Origin of the sequence: uncultured Methanobrevibacter sp. (assembly GCF_937881195.1) — an archaeon.
GTDB lineage: Archaea > Methanobacteriota > Methanobacteria > Methanobacteriales > Methanobacteriaceae > Methanobinarius.
The window spans coordinates 138,790-156,888 of the sequence record NZ_CALGFC010000025.1 but is presented as its reverse complement, the minus strand read 5'-3'; the positions used below and the strand labels follow the sequence as shown (position 1 = coordinate 156,888).

At 23.0% G+C, this 18,099-nt stretch carries 23 protein-coding genes; 4 read left to right on the top strand and 19 right to left on the bottom strand.

The genetic code is table 11. The annotated features are described in order from the left end of the window. Nucleotides 1-52: 52 nt before the first annotated feature. From Q0087_RS04210 to Q0087_RS04195, 4 genes are read left to right on the top strand one after another with little or no spacing between them, the layout of a single operon-like run. Nucleotides 53-382, top strand: a complete 330-nt coding sequence (locus tag Q0087_RS04210) for a hypothetical protein (RefSeq protein ID WP_297898427.1) — start codon at nt 53-55, stop codon at nt 380-382. Between the two features lie 42 nt (nt 383-424). Next, on the top strand, nt 425-736 hold the full coding sequence (locus tag Q0087_RS04205; protein ID WP_297898426.1) for a hypothetical protein: 312 nt from the start codon (nt 425-427) through the stop codon (nt 734-736). A gap of 14 nt (nt 737-750) precedes the next feature. After that, the gene (locus Q0087_RS04200; RefSeq protein ID WP_297898425.1) at nt 751-1,218 is read left to right on the top strand and encodes a hypothetical protein; all 468 of its coding nucleotides are present in this window, start codon (nt 751-753) and stop codon (nt 1,216-1,218) included. A 22-nt stretch (nt 1,219-1,240) separates the two neighbouring features. After that, nucleotides 1,241-1,798, top strand: a complete 558-nt coding sequence (locus Q0087_RS04195; RefSeq protein WP_297898424.1) for a hypothetical protein — start codon at nt 1,241-1,243, stop codon at nt 1,796-1,798. A gap of 834 nt (nt 1,799-2,632) precedes the next feature. Here Q0087_RS04195 and Q0087_RS04190 read toward each other — a convergent pair. From Q0087_RS04190 to Q0087_RS04100, 19 genes are all read right to left on the bottom strand, one after another. Further along, a complete protein-coding gene (locus tag Q0087_RS04190) occupies nt 2,633-4,789 on the bottom strand; it encodes a hypothetical protein (protein WP_297898423.1) in 2,157 nt (718 codons plus the stop codon). Between the two features lie 56 nt (nt 4,790-4,845). After that, nucleotides 4,846-5,478 carry a hypothetical protein gene (locus tag Q0087_RS04185; protein ID WP_297898422.1) on the bottom strand — a complete coding sequence of 211 codons (633 nt, stop codon included), beginning with the start codon at nt 5,476-5,478 and terminating at the stop codon, nt 4,846-4,848. A gap of 573 nt (nt 5,479-6,051) precedes the next feature. Beyond that, on the bottom strand, nt 6,052-7,209 hold the full coding sequence (locus Q0087_RS04180; RefSeq protein ID WP_297898421.1) for a tyrosine-type recombinase/integrase: 1,158 nt from the start codon (nt 7,207-7,209) through the stop codon (nt 6,052-6,054). Nucleotides 7,210-7,698: 489 nt separating this feature from the next. Beyond that, nucleotides 7,699-8,781 carry a hypothetical protein gene (locus Q0087_RS04175; protein WP_297898420.1) on the bottom strand — a complete coding sequence of 361 codons (1,083 nt, stop codon included), beginning with the start codon at nt 8,779-8,781 and terminating at the stop codon, nt 7,699-7,701. A gap of 117 nt (nt 8,782-8,898) precedes the next feature. Further along, the gene (locus Q0087_RS04170; RefSeq protein WP_297898419.1) at nt 8,899-9,738 is read right to left on the bottom strand and encodes a hypothetical protein; all 840 of its coding nucleotides are present in this window, start codon (nt 9,736-9,738) and stop codon (nt 8,899-8,901) included. A 683-nt stretch (nt 9,739-10,421) separates the two neighbouring features. Then, nucleotides 10,422-11,504 carry a type I restriction endonuclease gene (locus tag Q0087_RS04165; protein ID WP_297898418.1) on the bottom strand — a complete coding sequence of 361 codons (1,083 nt, stop codon included), beginning with the start codon at nt 11,502-11,504 and terminating at the stop codon, nt 10,422-10,424. Between the two features lie 272 nt (nt 11,505-11,776). Then, nucleotides 11,777-12,247: a hypothetical protein gene (locus tag Q0087_RS04160; RefSeq protein WP_297898417.1), complete on the bottom strand. Its 471-nt coding sequence runs from the start codon at nt 12,245-12,247 to the stop codon at nt 11,777-11,779. A 44-nt stretch (nt 12,248-12,291) separates the two neighbouring features. Continuing rightward, nucleotides 12,292-12,792 carry a hypothetical protein gene (locus Q0087_RS04155; RefSeq protein WP_297898416.1) on the bottom strand — a complete coding sequence of 167 codons (501 nt, stop codon included), beginning with the start codon at nt 12,790-12,792 and terminating at the stop codon, nt 12,292-12,294. A gap of 39 nt (nt 12,793-12,831) precedes the next feature. Further along, a complete protein-coding gene (locus Q0087_RS04150) occupies nt 12,832-13,005 on the bottom strand; it encodes a hypothetical protein (RefSeq protein ID WP_297898412.1) in 174 nt (57 codons plus the stop codon). A 112-nt stretch (nt 13,006-13,117) separates the two neighbouring features. Then, on the bottom strand, nt 13,118-13,465 hold the full coding sequence (locus Q0087_RS04145; RefSeq protein ID WP_297898415.1) for a hypothetical protein: 348 nt from the start codon (nt 13,463-13,465) through the stop codon (nt 13,118-13,120). Between the two features lie 188 nt (nt 13,466-13,653). After that, on the bottom strand, nt 13,654-13,878 hold the full coding sequence (locus Q0087_RS04140) for a hypothetical protein (RefSeq protein WP_297898414.1): 225 nt from the start codon (nt 13,876-13,878) through the stop codon (nt 13,654-13,656). Nucleotides 13,879-13,884: 6 nt separating this feature from the next. Continuing rightward, nucleotides 13,885-14,358 (bottom strand): hypothetical protein, encoded by a 474-nt coding sequence (locus Q0087_RS04135; RefSeq protein ID WP_297898413.1) that lies wholly within the window; start codon nt 14,356-14,358, stop codon nt 13,885-13,887. 39 nt (nt 14,359-14,397) lie between these two features. Then, entirely contained in the window at nt 14,398-14,571 is a 174-nt protein-coding gene (locus Q0087_RS04130) for a hypothetical protein (RefSeq protein ID WP_297898412.1), read from the bottom strand. A gap of 18 nt (nt 14,572-14,589) precedes the next feature. Beyond that, on the bottom strand, nt 14,590-14,997 hold the full coding sequence (locus Q0087_RS04125; RefSeq protein ID WP_297898411.1) for a hypothetical protein: 408 nt from the start codon (nt 14,995-14,997) through the stop codon (nt 14,590-14,592). 139 nt (nt 14,998-15,136) lie between these two features. Next, the gene (locus tag Q0087_RS04120) at nt 15,137-15,436 is read right to left on the bottom strand and encodes a hypothetical protein (protein WP_297898410.1); all 300 of its coding nucleotides are present in this window, start codon (nt 15,434-15,436) and stop codon (nt 15,137-15,139) included. Nucleotides 15,437-16,176: 740 nt separating this feature from the next. Then, on the bottom strand, nt 16,177-16,422 hold the full coding sequence (locus tag Q0087_RS04115; RefSeq protein WP_297898409.1) for a hypothetical protein: 246 nt from the start codon (nt 16,420-16,422) through the stop codon (nt 16,177-16,179). Beyond that, on the bottom strand, nt 16,422-16,901 hold the full coding sequence (locus Q0087_RS04110) for a hypothetical protein (RefSeq protein ID WP_297898408.1): 480 nt from the start codon (nt 16,899-16,901) through the stop codon (nt 16,422-16,424). The genes Q0087_RS04115 and Q0087_RS04110 overlap by 1 nt, the downstream gene beginning before the upstream one ends. Nucleotides 16,902-16,937: 36 nt before the next feature. After that, entirely contained in the window at nt 16,938-17,111 is a 174-nt protein-coding gene (locus Q0087_RS04105) for a hypothetical protein (protein WP_297898407.1), read from the bottom strand. A 182-nt stretch (nt 17,112-17,293) separates the two neighbouring features. Next, entirely contained in the window at nt 17,294-17,977 is a 684-nt protein-coding gene (locus tag Q0087_RS04100; protein WP_297898406.1) for a hypothetical protein, read from the bottom strand. Between the last annotated feature and the right edge of the window lie 122 nt (nt 17,978-18,099).

The following is an 18,099-nucleotide window of genomic DNA, read 5'->3' as shown; positions in this document are numbered from 1 at the left end:
TAATTATATTTTACAAAAAAGTTTATAAAAAATTTATATGAGGTTAAATTTTATGGAGAAAAATAAAAAAATTGTCTTAGGAGTTATAATAATAGTTGCTGTAGTAGTTATTAGTATAGTTATTATTAATTATGTTAGTGAATTAAACAATGAGGCTGAAATGGAGGCATTGAATAATAATCCTGAAGCTAAAACTCTATTATTTTTAGCACAGAGCGATGTTAATAATGATAATTTAATAGATCGTTCCGAATTAATAACTTATTTCAATTCTAGTAGTGACCCTGAAAGTATAGCAGATGGATTCTTATCATACGATTCAAACAATGACGATGCATTAAATAAAAATGAACTATTCAATTATATGTCCAATACTACATAAAAAAAAGGTTTTAAAAAATTAAGAAAAAAGAGGTACAAATTTATGGAGAAAAATAAAAAAATTATCTTAGGAGTTATAATAGCGGTTATTGCTGTTGTTGGTGTTGGAATTTTAATTAGTGCTATGACTGCTGGTCCTAATGCTGAGATTGGTGGAGAAACATATCACGTTGGAGATTATATTAATTTTAAGGCTTATAATACAAATCTAACCTTAGACACCTATGTAACACAAATTGATGAAAAAGCCATGTACAGTGAAACTAAAGACGGTGAATACATGGTACAATGGGATTTAGAAAAAGGAAATGGAGAATTAGTTAAATACCCCGATAGCTATTTATACAATTATTAAAGGTAAGATAACATATGAAAAAAATATACATACCACTAATAGCTATTTTACTAACATTAGGACTAATTGGAGGCATTATAATAGGAAATATACTCTTCCACCCACAAAATACTAATAATAATATTGATAGGACAGATTATAAAATTCAAAACACTAATAACATTAGTTCCAATCCCACATGGCACAAAATAGGAACATATAACGGCATTAGTGATGATAGCATACAAGTAAACACTAAAGGAAGTAAAATAAAAATTGTTTCAACTGCTATGCCTATTAAAAACTATGCTGATAATTCACTAATAACTATACTCAATCAAGGAAGTAGAACCATTGAGATGTCGCAAATATCATGGAATAGTAAAAGTGCAGTAGCAACAAAAACAAAAACTATAGAAGTTTCAGATTCAGGTAACTTTGAAATTGAAATTTCAACTTATGAACTAGAATGGTGGAATATAGAAGTATACGAATACTATTAAAAAAAAAAGGAGATTGAAACATATGGAAAAGAAAAAGAAAATCATAATTGTTATTATAGTAGCAATTATTGCTGTTGTTAGTGTTGGGAGTTATTTTGCTTATGAAATATACATGGACTCAAAATACGATGAAGCATATAAATTAAGAAGTAACTATGCAGTAAACTCTCTAAGCTATCTAAATGAAAGCAATCTTGCTATGAATAACACAGCCCTACTCTATCAAAACACAACAGACTATTTTAACAATATATTTTACTCATTAGACCTAGCTATTGAATCAACACAAAAAGCAATAAATTACTCAGAAGAAATGAACAAAACCGCCACATCAAAAGTTGAAAAAGAATACGCACAAGCACAAATAAAAGAATACAAAACCAAATTAAAACGGTTTAAAGAAATAAAAAATGAATTTACAAAACTTAAAAACGATTTAAATTATCAATTCGATAGTAACAAACTATTAACACTAAAAAAAGAATGTGAAAACTCCGAAAATTCAAGACATGAAATATTATTAAAAAACCCAGACTTCAAACAAAGAATCAACAAACTATACAACGAAACTACCAATTAAACAAAAATAATTGAAGGAACTTAATTAAAAAAATTCTTTCAATTATTATATTTTATAGATTAAAAATAAATTTAAACATTCTAATTTTCAATATAATAATTTCTAAATTCTTAAAAAAAGAGTTTACCGTTTCATCATAAATAACCTAATAACAACCATTTATAAGCAATATTATTATTTTACAAATATAACAGCTCTTAAAAACTAGTAAAAGAGGTATGAAAGATGCTACGTACTGCTATAACTCCTTGAAGTTGCCGAATATTCCCCATTTGGTATAGATAAAAAGGGACATAAAAGATAAACCATTGCACCAACCATATAATAATATACAAAGTAGAGAATATTCTTTATATTAATTTAGAATAAAACTCATTTAATAAAGGTTTACTGTAAGTATATACCTCTTAAATAGTTAAATAATCGATTGAAAAAGTTTAATAGATATTTAAATATTTTTAAATCATTTTAATATTAATATAATACTAATATTTTATCCTATTTACAATTAAAAAAAGCTACGATAAATAAAAATTAATATAAATACATTAATCTCAAAAAACAACTTAATATCAAGTAAATAATAGGTTATTTAGGCAGTATAGATAACCAATGATTTAAAAACATTTATAATAGTAATTTAGCTATTATAAATAGTGAATTTAGTTAAATAAAAAAATTATAAACGGTTTGAAAATAATTAAAAGTTATAGGGGAATTTTAATTGGTTTTTACTTGAAAATATGGGAAAACGGTTTCAAAAAGTTAATCATTATAATATAAATATATAATTATTAAGATGTTGTAAAAAATGAAACCGAATTTGGTTTAAAACTATTTATTTTCAATAAAATCATTATATAATCCTCTAAATCTTTTTAAAGAATTAATTTTTGCTTTTTTCATTAAAATAATATAATTTTTATTTAAATAATCAAAAACACCTTTGGGTAAGCATTTATATTTTCTTTTGTATTTGGGAGACAAATATTTTTTTGCCAAATTCATAACTTCCTTTCTAGCTTCTTCTTTATCCATTTTCTCAAGTTTACTACTTAATTTTTGTTTTGTTTCACAGGACATTTGAGAATATGAATTATAAAACTCTTCTTCTATTTTCTTATTATAATAAATACTATCAAGGAATTTATTTATTATTTCTTCTATGATTCTTTTTGAAGAAGTAGCTATTGTTCCAGAGTTTGGAAATTCTTCATATACTTTTAATGGAAAAGTATATTTGAAATATTCTTCTAAATGAGGAGGTAGGTATCCTTCAATTATTACTATTCTTTTTTTCATATGAGGCATATTACGGAAAATAATTTGCTCCATACCACTGTTTCTTTGATGTTTAACCAATTTATCAAATAAAAAATCCCTAAACTCTTGTTTTTCTAGATTATATGATTTTTTAAGTTCTTGTAGTGATTTTTCACCATCTAAATACCTGTATAAATTATATGAAGCTGAAGAATCATGAAGATCTGTTCCAATAACATGAATTATTTCACACTCATTTAAAATAGACATACCCCTATAATTACCATAATATAATATATTTTCAATACCATTCTCTTTAAGCATTCTAACTACATCTATAACTAAATTATTTTTAAATCTAATACTTCCATAGGTAACCACACCATATTTAGCATTTTTACCACTTATTCTATTATATTCTTTTATTAATTCATTAATTTTAAAAGCAGTTATGTAGGAAATATCTTTATCTAAACCCAGATTCTTATTAGAAATTTTATTAAGATTTATATTTTTCTTTATCCTAGTTTTCACTGACATTCTAGAATTTTTAACATAACCTCCTTTCCTTTCAATCCTAAACATTAAAGACTGTTTTTTGAAGAAACCGGCACTTACTCCAATTTCTTTAAAATCATCAACTTTATCTTTAATCCTATCAACTATAATCTTTAATGGTGTAGCATCAAGTAAAATAATATTATGCTCACTTCTTTTTTCAATTAAAATATCAATGAATAATTTTTCAAGTTGGAATAAATCAAAATCATAATCTCCATTTTTTCCTTTTTCGGGTAAAGGAGCTGGTTTTTTATCAAGATAATCATATATTTCAATATTATTTTTTATCTTATTAAAAAATAGTTCTAAATAAGCTTTTTCATCTAACTTACCGTATTTTTTATTATATTTTGAAAAATCAAAGCCACTATTTATTATTTCAACATAATTAACCCTAACTTTAAGCATTTCTTTAATTAAGTCAATTTTATCAATAAAATCATTATTATTACTTATTAAATCATTAGAAATCCCTAGTGTTAAGCTATATATTTTATTGAATAAGTCAATATCAACATTATTTAGTTGCTTATAATATGTTAACTGAGGTTTATCAATTTCTTCATCATAAATAATAGACCTTTTTTCACCATTTTTATAGAATAATTCATCATCATCGATGAGGACAGTTCCAATATTATGTTTATTCATTAAAATAACATCATAATCTTTCACATTTCTTCTTTGCCATTTCCAATAACAATCTTTATGATAAAAACATTTTTTGCAATGATTAACTCCTTCATTAATTTCAGATTTAGCATTAATAATATATTCATTATTTTCTGTTTCTTCTTCACTAAGTTGCATAATATAACAAGAAATGGCCTTATTTCTCCAATAGTATAGCCTTTCCTCATCAACTCTAATTGTACCAATTAATTTATTATAAAGATCCTTGGATTGTTTCTCATTATCTACAAAAACAATAACTGGAACATTATCCTCAATATGTCGTGAAATAGTATTAATAGTCTTACCTACACGCGGAGGAGAAGTATTTAAAATAACTGAATGTTTATGTAGATATTTTTTATTAAGCTTATTTAACTCGGAATTAATTTTTTTCCAATTATCTTCTTCAATATCCATAGCCAAAATAACAAACCTCCAAAACCAACCCAAAGTACAACAATAAAAAAAATTAGCAAATATGCATTCAGACACTACTAAATAAAAAAAAGAAAAATTAATTTAAAAGAGATTTAATTTATTTTTATTACTTATTCTATCATAAGGTCATGACTATTATCCAATTCACTACTTTCCATAAGATCTATAATTAATCCCATATCTTTAAGAATTTGGGATACACATTCATCAAAACTATTTTTAATAGTATAATATTTAATTTCATCTAAAAGACGACTATCATAATAGCAATCCATGTCATATCCATTTGGATTAATAATTTCTAATAATCTTTTAAATTCTTCACCTATAACTAAATAAATTATAGCCATGTTTACGATGGACTCCTTCATTTCCTGTTTATTTTCTTCTGTTGTTGTTATTAAATTATTTTTTTCACCATAATCCAAAAAATAATCAGCAATATGATTATGTTGTTCATAAATCAGTTTACATAATGCTCCACCTAATTTTACTTCAAAATTCTTATTTTTACCAGCATTTATTATTTCTTCCATTTTATTAATATCTAAATAAAACCCCATATATGTAAATTTGTAATGTTTATTGAACTGAAAGTCATTATTAGGAGATAAAATTTGTTTTAAATACGCTGATAATTCTTTAGAAATTTCAATTTCTAAATCACTATTAAGACTGATATTACTTTCAACAATACTAGACACATCATTTTTTAAAATATTTTTATTCTTATTAACATTCATACTTATGTCCTCCTTAGACAACAATTTATAAATATAATAAAAAAATAAAATATTAATTGCACATTGAAGATTATTGACTAGTAAACTTTTTATTAGCCAATAACTTCTATTAATATTACTTTTTTTATATATTTTTAATACTTGTTTATCTTTTTAAAAATTCTTTAGCTACTATAAATAAAAAATTTATAACAACATATATACTTGATTTTTATCCTTATATAAATGTTTTGCATGTTTTTAAGAGTTTATTTTCTAAACAAAAGTCATATCATTCTTATTAAAATTAAACAATCTAATAAAATAGAATAAATTGAATCTATTGTGATATATTGCGATATATTGCAAATACATTGCCACATAACACTGTTATGTTACATTATTAGTTAAAAATATGCCAATTGTGGACGAGTAGTGAAAATTCTAAAAATGAACAATTGCATAAAAAACTTTAAAAAAATGAATTAAATAACAAAATGTTTATCAAAAATGTTATACTCTATCTTTAAAAACAATAAAGTAAAACATTAAGTTTAAAAAAATTTTATATATTAAAAAATTAAATCTTCTTAGCTAAACTTTATTTAATATATCTTCTATCTTATTTTCATTAATTCCCTGTTGGTTTAACAAATCTTTCAATTTATTTTGTTTTAATTTTTCAGATTCTAACTCATTTTCTAAATTAATATATTCTTCTGATTTTACTGTACGGACTTTAGTATCACGGATACTTAAATGAGGTATTAATTGCATATAAAACTCTTTCATCACACTTTTTTTAATCTCTTCATAAGCTACCTCAATTCTTGTAACAGCATGACCAGATAATATCTTACTTTTCTTATAATCACTAGTATAATGTTTAACAGTTGAAATAAAAAACTTCCTTAATGCATGAGCATGGAAAAACCTATTACCTTCTTCATTTCGGTGGAAAAATTTATCGTTCAATTCAGTAAAAAGCCAGATTATCCCATGAGAGCCAATTTGCCTATGATATTGAGATAAGAATAAATAATCATCTTCCCTTAGATTATCTCTTGTTTTAAGGTAATTTATTATATGTTCTGTTGCTTCTGGTGTATTGAATGTTATGCAGATATTATTTGTTTTTCTTGTTTTCTTTGGTATAAAATCCCAACAAGGAACAACATCCTTATAGCTACTATCTAATAAATCTTCAATACAATTACCATTATGATACTCACTTGTAGCTCTTGTAAAATCAGATACTTTAAAATTCCTTATATCACTACTCCTTATTCCTGTAGAAGCCATAAGTAATAAAATAGCTTTATTTCTTATTGAAGAATTATCAACAGCTAATTTAATATCTTCAAGGTTGGGAATATCTCCTTCACGAATAATATTAATCGGAACATTAACTTCAATAGTCTTAGGTAAAGCTACATTATTCTCACGGTAAAAAGCCCTTAAAGTTTTAAGTTTTCCATCAATAGTAGAATTACAAAGCTTTCTATCAAGTAAATATTGGTAATAATTATAAAAATAGGTGGTTATTTTTCTATCATCAATATCTTTTATTCTTGGCATATCATTAACTAAATATGGTTGCTCATCTTCTTTAGCTTCATTAATAAGCTGAGTTGGTGTTCTACCAGTAACTTCAAACAATTCATCTAATGTTTTTATATAATGATGTTTCCTTGTTTTAGACAGATCTTTTCTGAGAAACATCTGCTTAATCTTAATATCATTCGAAATCATAATAATATATTCATTCTACTCGTATAAAAACTTACAGGAACCCTTAATTTATTTAAAAATTCTAAAATAATCTTTTATATAATTAACAAGGAATATTTAAGAAATATTTATTTTAAATTAGATATATACTGTCTTTTTACAAAAAATATAATATTTAGTATAATGATTTGAAAAAAATAAAATATAAACTTAAAAAACGATAAAATAAGATAATTATAAAAATTAATATTTAAAGAAAAAAAACAAATCAACAAAACATCTTAAAATAATCCAAAAATAAATAAAAAACCTTAAAATCATATTCAAAACTAATTGAGAAAGCTAATCTGAGTATACAGAGTTACAAAACAAATCATCAAAACATCTTAAAATAATCCAAAAATAAATAAAAAACCTTAAAATCATGATAAAAACTCATTGAGAATGCTAATCTTAAGATCAAGGGTTCAAATCCCCCCAAGTCCGTTTTCAATAATTGATAATTTGAGTTTATTTTTTCAATTCTTTTGTAGTTTTTTCAAGATATTCTTTTATAGTATTAATGGATTTAACTATGAATTTGTCTGTTAACTCTTTTAGAGCTATATCTTGATGTTGTTTTGAATTGAAAAATTCTGTATTTTTTTCAAGCTCTTTAGGAAAAATAGACTTATTAATTTCAAGGAAACCTGCATTATCATTAATAAATAAATCAGATATATCTTTTTCACCTATAGAATCAAATTCATCAAATAAAATTCTTAATTGTTCACTTTGAAGAATGATAAAAATAATCATTAAATCTCTAAATAATAATCTATAAGCAGTTTTTAAATTTACATTATCTATTTTATCATGAAATATGATAAAATAAGGTACTTTAAACTCATTTTCTTGAATATTAGTATTTAGTAGTTTGAAATTATGTATTTCATATAGTTTAGTTTTTTTGAAATTTTCATGCCATCTCTTAATAATTATTTTTAAAATATGGTTTAAATTAACAAATTTTTTGGGATATCGGATAAGTTTTAAAAACTCTTCTGATACTGAATGCCCAAATACCCAAATAAAACACATATAAAAATCAGAATAGATATCATAATTTTTTTCAAAAAATACAAATCTTTTAATCAAATCCTCAAGTGTATAATCTATTTTAGGTTCATAATTTTTATCAAAATCATTTCCATAATGAGGCTTGAAAAATTTTTCTTTTTCAAAATTTTCATAAGTAATACTAATTTTTTCTATTAAATCAAGTGTAATTTCTTCATTTTTAGGTCTAAGAAATAAATCTTTATCATGCTCCAATTGCATCAATATATTTTCTTTATTATTCTCGGTAGTATAAAAATTTATAAAAATAGCTCCTATGAATGCTAATAAGCCGACAAAAAGTGCAATTGCAGATCCTGGTTCTAAATAAGGTTTTATAATGATAAAATCATTATCACTAGGGATTTTAGAATATGGAGGGAATGTAGCTAAAAAATAACAAACTATAATAGCAATTAATATTCCAAAAAGAGTTAAAAGTATTGCAATATGTATTCTTCGAATATTTTTCAAATGTTCTCTAATTTTTTCCATATTAAATAAACTCCACTATAACTCTAAAACTTCTTTTCATTTTTATAGATTAATTTGATAAAATATTTTTTGTAAAAAAGTATAACAGTGAAATTTTAAAAAATAATACATTAAAAATTATTTAATCATGTTTTTCAGATCACTTGATAAATTAGGATCTAAAAATATTGTAGGTCTATGTTTAAGCACAGCTCGAGTTTTCATAATTCTATCTCCCGTGAAAATCACAGAATTTGTGAGATTAGCGATTTTTATAATTATTAAATCTTCTTCAGCATCAAGAGTTCCTTCATCTTTAATAGGATTAGCATATGGACAATTAAAAATAGATATTTTGTTTTGACGTTCTAAATCTCTTAATCTATCAATTTCACTGCTAACTCCCTTTTTTTTCTTACCTTTATGTAATGCATCAACAACATCTAAAATAAAAGTAGGTATAACAATTTCAAAATTGTTAAAATGACCATATTCAATGCACTTAGATAAAATTCCTCCAAAAAGAACACTAATGTCAGGTAAAATTCTTGAATTCACCATGCAAAATGCAAAATTTCTTTTAAGATTATGACCACAATCTAAAATGAAAGAAAGTTCATTTTCCTTAATTTTTCCATTGATTTCAAAAATAGAGTCTTTATTACATTCAGTACATACAATAGAATTATGTGTATGGCCAAATAATGATTCAAATTGTGATTGATTCTTTTTGTCCAAATATAAAGCCTTAGACTGATAAAGATTCTTTAGAAAAATTTCAGATTCAGAGTTCAATTTTCCTTGAACATGAATACTAGAATCATAAAAAGTTACAGTTAAACCAATATTTTTAAATCTAAATTTTTGATACTTATTTGTCAAATCAATACTTTCAAAACCTGAATTTTTTAAAAAATTTAAGCATTCCCCTTCATCAAATTGATTATCCATTTTATAACTAATATTAACCAGATCCATATCTATCAAAATCCATAAAATAATTTATTAAATATCAAGTTTGAATTATAATATTAAAATAAGATTATTAATAATTATTCTATACAATTATAGGTATTTTTTATTATTATAATTTTCTATATTAATTTTTATAATACAGAAAAAATACAGAAAAAACCCACTAAAATTTCAAAAACCATTATTAACAACCTCCCAATAAATAAATATAATTAAGGAAGAAACTTTAATGTCAAAACAAAAACCACCCAAAGTAGCTATAACTCATAAAATTGAAGATAAAAAGTTTTCTTTCAAAAATTAAACAATGAAAATAATGAAAATAAATAACAATTTAATATGAGAAAATAAAAGAAAGAATAAGAACTACTATCTATTTAATAGGCCTTTACTTTAAGAATCTTAATAGCACAGAGAGTTCTTATAGTTTTACTACTTTAAATATAGATAACTTAGGAGAATTATAAGAATTAATTTAGTAATTATACATATAGGAATAGTATCAATGATATAATTTTATTTAAAATTTAATATTTTCAATAATTCTTTACCTTTTAGTGTTAATTGATAAATTCTTGATTTTTTAGCATGAGGATTAAATAATTTTTCAGTTAATTTATATACTCAAAAACTCTTTTTTTATTAATCTATAAATATCTTTATAATTTAAATCAAGAAAAATAACTCTAACACTTTTTATTTTTCAACCTATCATATTCTATAACTGTATTTCTTATATTGCTTCTATGTTTATAAATATCAGATACATTAGCTAATTTCACTTTATCAGCTATTTTACGCCCATTATCTGCGGTTTCAAACTTATCAAAAAGAGAGACATGCAAATTATCCTTATTATTAAAGTGAAGTCTGCAAATTGGATAATATTGATTATTGTCTAAAAGTACACCACAATAATTTTTACGATCTCTTATAGCTACCCTATCAGTGTCTATTATTTCACTTAATATAGCTTTTATTATATGATATCCTTCTAGTTCTTCATCGGTTGTTACTATTTCAGGAGTTTCAAGTTCTTCAAGTTCTTCATTTTCAGGATTTTTTATTGCATCAGCTAATCTTTTTTCAACTTTTTCATTGATTAGCTCTTTAAAAGTGTTTTGTATGATCTTTTTAAACATATCCCTATTCTTTTTTGTTAATACACCATCAAAAACTTGTTTAGCTATTACCTTAATAAAATCTTCAGAAGGAGCTTCTATCTCATTATTAATACACTTTTTAATTTCAGTACTATATTTTAGTGTATCTACTCTAGCTCGTATATTACCTATATTGTATTTTTCTTTTGTGAATTTTTCTAATTCTTGAATATCTTTTCCACTCAAATCTGTTAAATCGATTTCTAAAAATGGTTTATCATCCATTTTTCCCTTATCTTTTGAGTCTGTGAAAAAGTAATAGGTTAAACCATTGGTTAAAATTCCTAGATGAGCATGTGTTATATTATAATACCTATATAATTGAGAAATATGGCTTAAATCTAACTTTTGATTTGCTGATTTACACTCAATTAATATCTCCTCAGAACCGTTAACTAAAATAGCTATATCTATTTTCTCGCCTTTTTTAGAGCCAATATCTGCAGTATATTCTGCTTTAACTTCCATTGAGTTTGTTGTATCATAACCCATTTCCCTCAATAGTGGAAGAATCAATGCAATCTTTGTTGTTTCTTCAGAATCTATATGTTCTAATTTCCCAGATATATCCTTTACAAATTCCTTTATTTCGTCTTCAAAGCTCATATAAATCACTTCAATAATTTAATGATAACCATTAATAGTATATTTATAACTATTAATAAATTTTATTGAAATAAAGGGAATCCTTAATGAAAATCATAGACAATAAAAATAAAATAATAAAAATGATACAAATATCTAAAATAATATAAATAGTAAATAGCACCTATTAAGAAATACAATTCATCATATAAATAAATCAACTGAAAAGGTTAATAATATAACAATAAGTCTATTAAAAAAAGAGATTAAAAAATAAATATAAAAAAAGTTAACTAATTAGGAAATATAACACTATTTGCCATTTTAACAGCTAAATCTAGACCATTAGTTGTTCTAACAATAACCGCCATATTACTTTCATTATTAACAACAATAATTGCAACATCATTTTTACTATTATTTAAAACAAAAGCTTTTGCATTAGCATTAAGATTAGAAATATTTACCTGAGACATGTCTTCTTTAATGAATTCATTCTGAAAATCATCCACACTAGAATAAGTAGAATTATTCAGATTAAATGGAATCACCCACACACCATAAGCTCCTCCACTTGAATACATATCAGAATTCGGATTTTTAAAAAATATAGATTCAGAAGGAACACTAACATTAATATCTTCAAATGTTTGATTTTTCATAAACACAGTATTAGAAACAAAAAAATAATCATACATAAAACCAGTAGCTAATAAACATGCTCCCAAACCAACAATTATTAAAATTAAACTTTTATTATCCATAACAACCACAAAAATTTGTTAATGTAATTATATTTAAAAAAATATTACTCTTCAAGAAAAGGACTATAACTTTTCATACTATTTTTTTTATTGTACACATAAATTAAAAATAAAACATATATTAAAAGAACAGGTAAATTATATAGATTTCCAACAATAAATCCAACAAAGAACATTAATAATGAAATAGCAATAGGTAATCCTCTTATTCTTTCTCCAAAAAATTCATAAAATTTAGGTTCGAAGATTATTTTACTAATTAATACAGTCACAATTAAACCAATAGAAAATACTTCAAAATGACCTGGAAAAATAAATAAACCTGATGATGAACATAAAAGTAAAGCCAAATCTGTTCTTTCCATATTACCATATCTTTTAAAAAATGGCATATAAAAAGTTATATAATAATATAAAAATATTAAAAAACAAATTAAATTGAAATAAAAATAAGAATTATCAATTTTAAAAACAAAATAAGCTAAAACTATAAAAATCACAGAAATAGCTAAATAAACCCATTTAAAATCTTTCTTAATATCCATAATTATAACCTTAAAATATATATTCAATACTAAATTTATTTAACCTTTTGTCTTTTTTATTTTTTTAACAATAAACAATCCAACAATCACAGCTATTATTACACTTAAAAGAGCTGAAATATCTCCTCTAGGTAAGAACAAATTTTTAACCATAATAGCTAAAAACAATACAATAAGACCAATTACTACAATTTTTAAAGAATTATTATCCATAAATAAACCTCCAATTAACTTAATTTTATAAAACTTATTATTTAAAAGAATATAAAGATTTCTTTTTAATAAAAGTAAAATAAAATTACTATTTTCTATATTAAAAAAAATATTACTCTTCAAGAAATGGATTATATACTTTCATATTTTTTCTCTTGTTATACAGATATATTAAAAATACAATTTCACCAAAAAGGAAAATTAAAGCAAATAAGTCACCTAAGACCAAATTTATTGGAAACATAACTAATGTAATTGTGACAGGAACATTTTTTATTCTTTCTCCAAACACCTTATAAAATTTAGGATCAAAAATTATTTCACTAATTAAACAAAAAACAACTAAATTGATATAATACAAAAACAGATATCCTGGAAAAACAAATAAACCTCCTATAGAAAACAATGCTAAAAATATATGAAAACGTGCATCATATCCTAAAAGTGTGAAATTTGGCACATAAATCAATATATAATAATATATAAATATTAATAAACAAACTGAGTTAAAATAAAAATAAAAATTACTCATTCTAAAAACAAAATAAGAAATAGTCAAAAAAAACACAGAAATAATTATATATAACAATTTAAAATCTTTCTTAATATCCATAATTATAACCCTAATTATTAATTTATTAAATTTATTTATCCTTTTATCTTTTTTATTTTTTTAACAATAAACAATCCAACAATCACAGCTATTATTATACTTAAAAGAGCTGAAATACCTCCTCTAGGTAAAAACAAATTTTTAACCATAATAGCTAAAAACAATACAATAAGACCAATTACTATAATTTTTAAAGAACTATTAAAAATGATTAATATCGGAATAAATATATAAATTACCTTTTTATTTTTTAGATTCATATTAACCTACATTTTTCTTTTTCTATAAACATATATTAAAATGATAATTTGTATTAAAAGTAAACCCAAATTAAGGATATTTCCAGAAAAAAATGCTATTATAAACATGAATATTGAAATTAAATTGGGTAAAAGTTCTATTTTTCTACCAAAACCACTATAACCATTTTTTTCAAAAATTATATTAATACTTAACATACCAATTAATAAACCAATATAAAAAACCTCAAAATTTTTAACTCCAACTAAAGCACATGCCCCAGACATTATTAATAAAATACCTCCTAATTGACTAGTTTCATATGGTAAATTGAAGAAAATTGGTTTATATGTAATTATAAATAAATATAAAAATATTAAAAAACAAATTAAATTGAAATAATAATAAGAATTATCAATTCTAAAAACAAAATAAGCTAAAACTATAAAAATCACAGAAATAGCTAAATAAACCCATTTAAAATCTTTCTTAATATCCATAATTATAACCTTAAAATATATATTCAATACTAAATTTATTTAACCTTTTGTCTTTTTTATTTTTTTAACAATAAACAATCCAACAATCACAGCTATTATTACACTTAAAAGAGCTGAAATATCTCCTCTAGGTAAGAACAAATTTTTAACCATAATAGCTAAAAACAATACAATAAGACCAATTACTACAATTTTTAAAGAATTATTATCCATAAATAAACCTCCCATAATTTAATTTTCTAAAACTTCTTCATTTAAAGAAGCATATAAATCATTTCTTTTTTTATAAACATGAACTAAAAACAAAATCTGGATGCCTAATAAAACTAATTCAATAAAGTATCCAAAAATATTTTCTATAGAAAACATACTCACTATTAACATTATAAATGAGATCCAAATAGGTATTTCCCATAATTTTTGTTCAAATTTTGTAAAAAAATCAGAACAGAATATTATTTTCATAATATATAAAACTATAAAAGATCCAATCAATGTAATCACTGAATTAGGCAATAACATACATAGTCCTAAAAATAAACCCCACATACCTACTAATCTGTCTTCACTTGATGAATGGAATGTGCCAAATTTAGACTTATAAATAACAACTAAAAAATATAAAAATACCCAATACACCGCTAAATTAAAATAAATATAAAAACTATTTATATTTAATAAATAAAGAGTGAAAATGATTAATATTAGAATAAATATATAAATTATCTTTTTATTTTTTAAATTCATTAATCCACCAATTTATTTAAATTTTAATTACTTATTCACTTTTATTATATATTATAATAAAGAATGAAATTTGTATCACTAATAAAAACCAATTTAATAAATTTCCTGAAATATAACCTATAAATAGCATTAGTACTGATATATACAATGGAATATTTTTTATTTTTTTGCCAAAACTTTCATATGTTTCTGGGTTGAAAATAATTTTACTAGTAAGCAATCCAATTAAAGAACCCACTAATATTAACCCTAAACTTTTAAGATTAATAAAAAGCCCTATTGTTAAAAATAAAATCCATACTGCATGAAATTGTTGATCATAAAGATCCAATTTAAGAAAATTTGACCTGAATATTGAAATATAAAAATATAAAAATATAAAATAACATATTAGGTTAAAATAGAAGTAAATATCATTTATTCTTAAAAAGAAATAAACAATACCTAATACTAAAATACAAACAAAAATATACATTAAATTTTTATTTTCTTTAATCACATTAGGGACCTACTTTTTTATTTATTTCATGAATAGCTTTTAATTTCTATAAATCTTATTTATAATTTAATTTATTTTCAGCAGATTATTTTATTAAAGTTTTATTTTTTTTATCTTTTTTATAAACATATATTAAAATCAATATTCCAATAAAAATAAAGAGTATATTAGAAATATCACCATAAAAACCTGTAATTAAAATCATTATCAAAGATAAATACATAGGAATATTTTGAATCTTCCTGCCAAAACTTTTATAAGATTCTGAATTAAAAATAATTTTATAAGTATATAATATAATAAAACAGCCTATAAAATACAATAATATTTGTGGATAAATAATAGCCGAAACTGCAGAAAATAATATCCACGCTCCAAATAACTTTGTACTTATTAATTCTATTTTTTTGAAATTATTTCTAAAAATTTTAATAAATAAAAATAAAAAAATCAAAAATAAACACAAATTAAAAAATAAAATATAATTATTTATTTTAAACAAAAATCTTATTGCAATTATTATTAAAATTGAAACAAAAAGATATAAAATATTAAATTTTTTAATACTCATGTTAACCCCTAAAAATTATTCCATTCCAAAATACATCCGAAGCTATATTCTCTAAAACATTATTTCCAAATTTTGATGATATTGAAGTCAAACTATCTCCAATTACATTTTTGAGTATTAAATCTGAAGATTCATACATAACTCCTTTAGAAGCAGTTTTTATACCAAATTTAACACCAACTGAACTTAATTTACCAATACCTCCAAAACCAGGAATAAGGCTCAATCCAATAGAATTTCCAGCCATTACCCAATTTTTAGATGTTGTAGCTTCATCAAAGCATCCATTAGTATGTATACAATTAAAACACCTATTCCTATATCAGAAGCCGCAACTATTATTCCTACAGGTCCAGTTGCCACTATTAATGCTATCATAGCTATAGTTATTAAACCAGATCTCATTAAATCTTCTGCAAATCTTGCGAAACCTTCATCAGTTCCTAAATTTTTAGTAAACCCATTAAACCATTTATCAAATCCATTTACAGTACTACTATCCATATTAAAGACATCATTGAGGTTTTGTTGAGTATTTCCATTATTAACTAATTCATTACCACTGTTTATAAAGGCATCTGATGAATCGTTGTGGTAGCAGGGTTTTCCTGTAATATTTGAAGAAGTAATTATATCTCTTACAATACTTGTTTCAAGATCAATTAAAAGAATTCTGTTATCATTATTTTCAGATTTTAATATAAGATAACCATCAGAATATATCATTTATAATCTATCACAATAAAACATTTTATCATTATTTTATCCTTTTGTCTTTTTTATTTTTTTAACAATAAACAATCCAACAATCACAGCTATTATTACACTTAAAAGAGCTGAAATAGCTCCTCTAGGTAAAAACAAATTTTTAACCATAATAGCTAAAAACAATACAATAAGACCAATTACTATAATTTTTAAAGAATTATTATCCATAAACAAACCTCCCATAAATCTTAATTTTATAAAACTTTTTCTTTTAAATAATCATGAAAATTTCTTCTGTTTATAAATATGGAATAAAAATATACATTAAACTTTTATTTTTTAGATTCATATTAACCTACATTTTAATTTATTTTACTATAATTTCATCCATAAATATTAATATTAAAATATTAGCTACCTCCAAATCTTGCCGGCATAAGCTCAGAAGGAGAAGCACCAGTACTAATGTAATAACCAATTACAAATATCCACAAACTAAGCCAAAGAATAAAAGTAATTACTATTAAAAGTTTAACTCCTTTTTCAGTTCTAATCTCAAATGGTAACAATTTGTTAATATAATCAGGAAATATAGGAACCAATGTAGCAGATAAACCAAGAATCAAAACAGTCACGAAAAAATACAAAGGCTCAGAACTGCCAAAAAACGCTGGAAAAATCATATAAAGCCCAGTAGAAGCAAACATAGATAAAAACCAAGTCCCAAATGGAGCATACCCAGTTTCAGTTTCAGGCAAAATATTATCATCACTAAATGTATGAATCCTTAAAAAAAGCAAAATTGCAGGAAACAACATAGTAAAACATACTGCCACAATAATTAAATTAAATTCAAAACCTATTAAAAAAGATAAACTCAATGCAACCATTACATAAAGCAAATTAACAATAAATCCCTCATAAGTCAAACATTCATAATTTTTAATATTATAATCACATCCCTCACGCATATAAGGAAAACTAAAAATTTTATCAATAAACCTTCCAAAAGATTCCCAACAAACCAAATAAGGCACAGCAAAAATACAATAAATAATGCAACTAAATATTATTTTAAAAAAAAACCCACTCATACTAACACACAAATATTTTATAAAAAAAAACACTGACTTAAATAACTAAATTATATAAACATTAATTTATTAACTTATCTGATTAATCCATAATTATCTTTCTTATTAAAAATATGAAATAA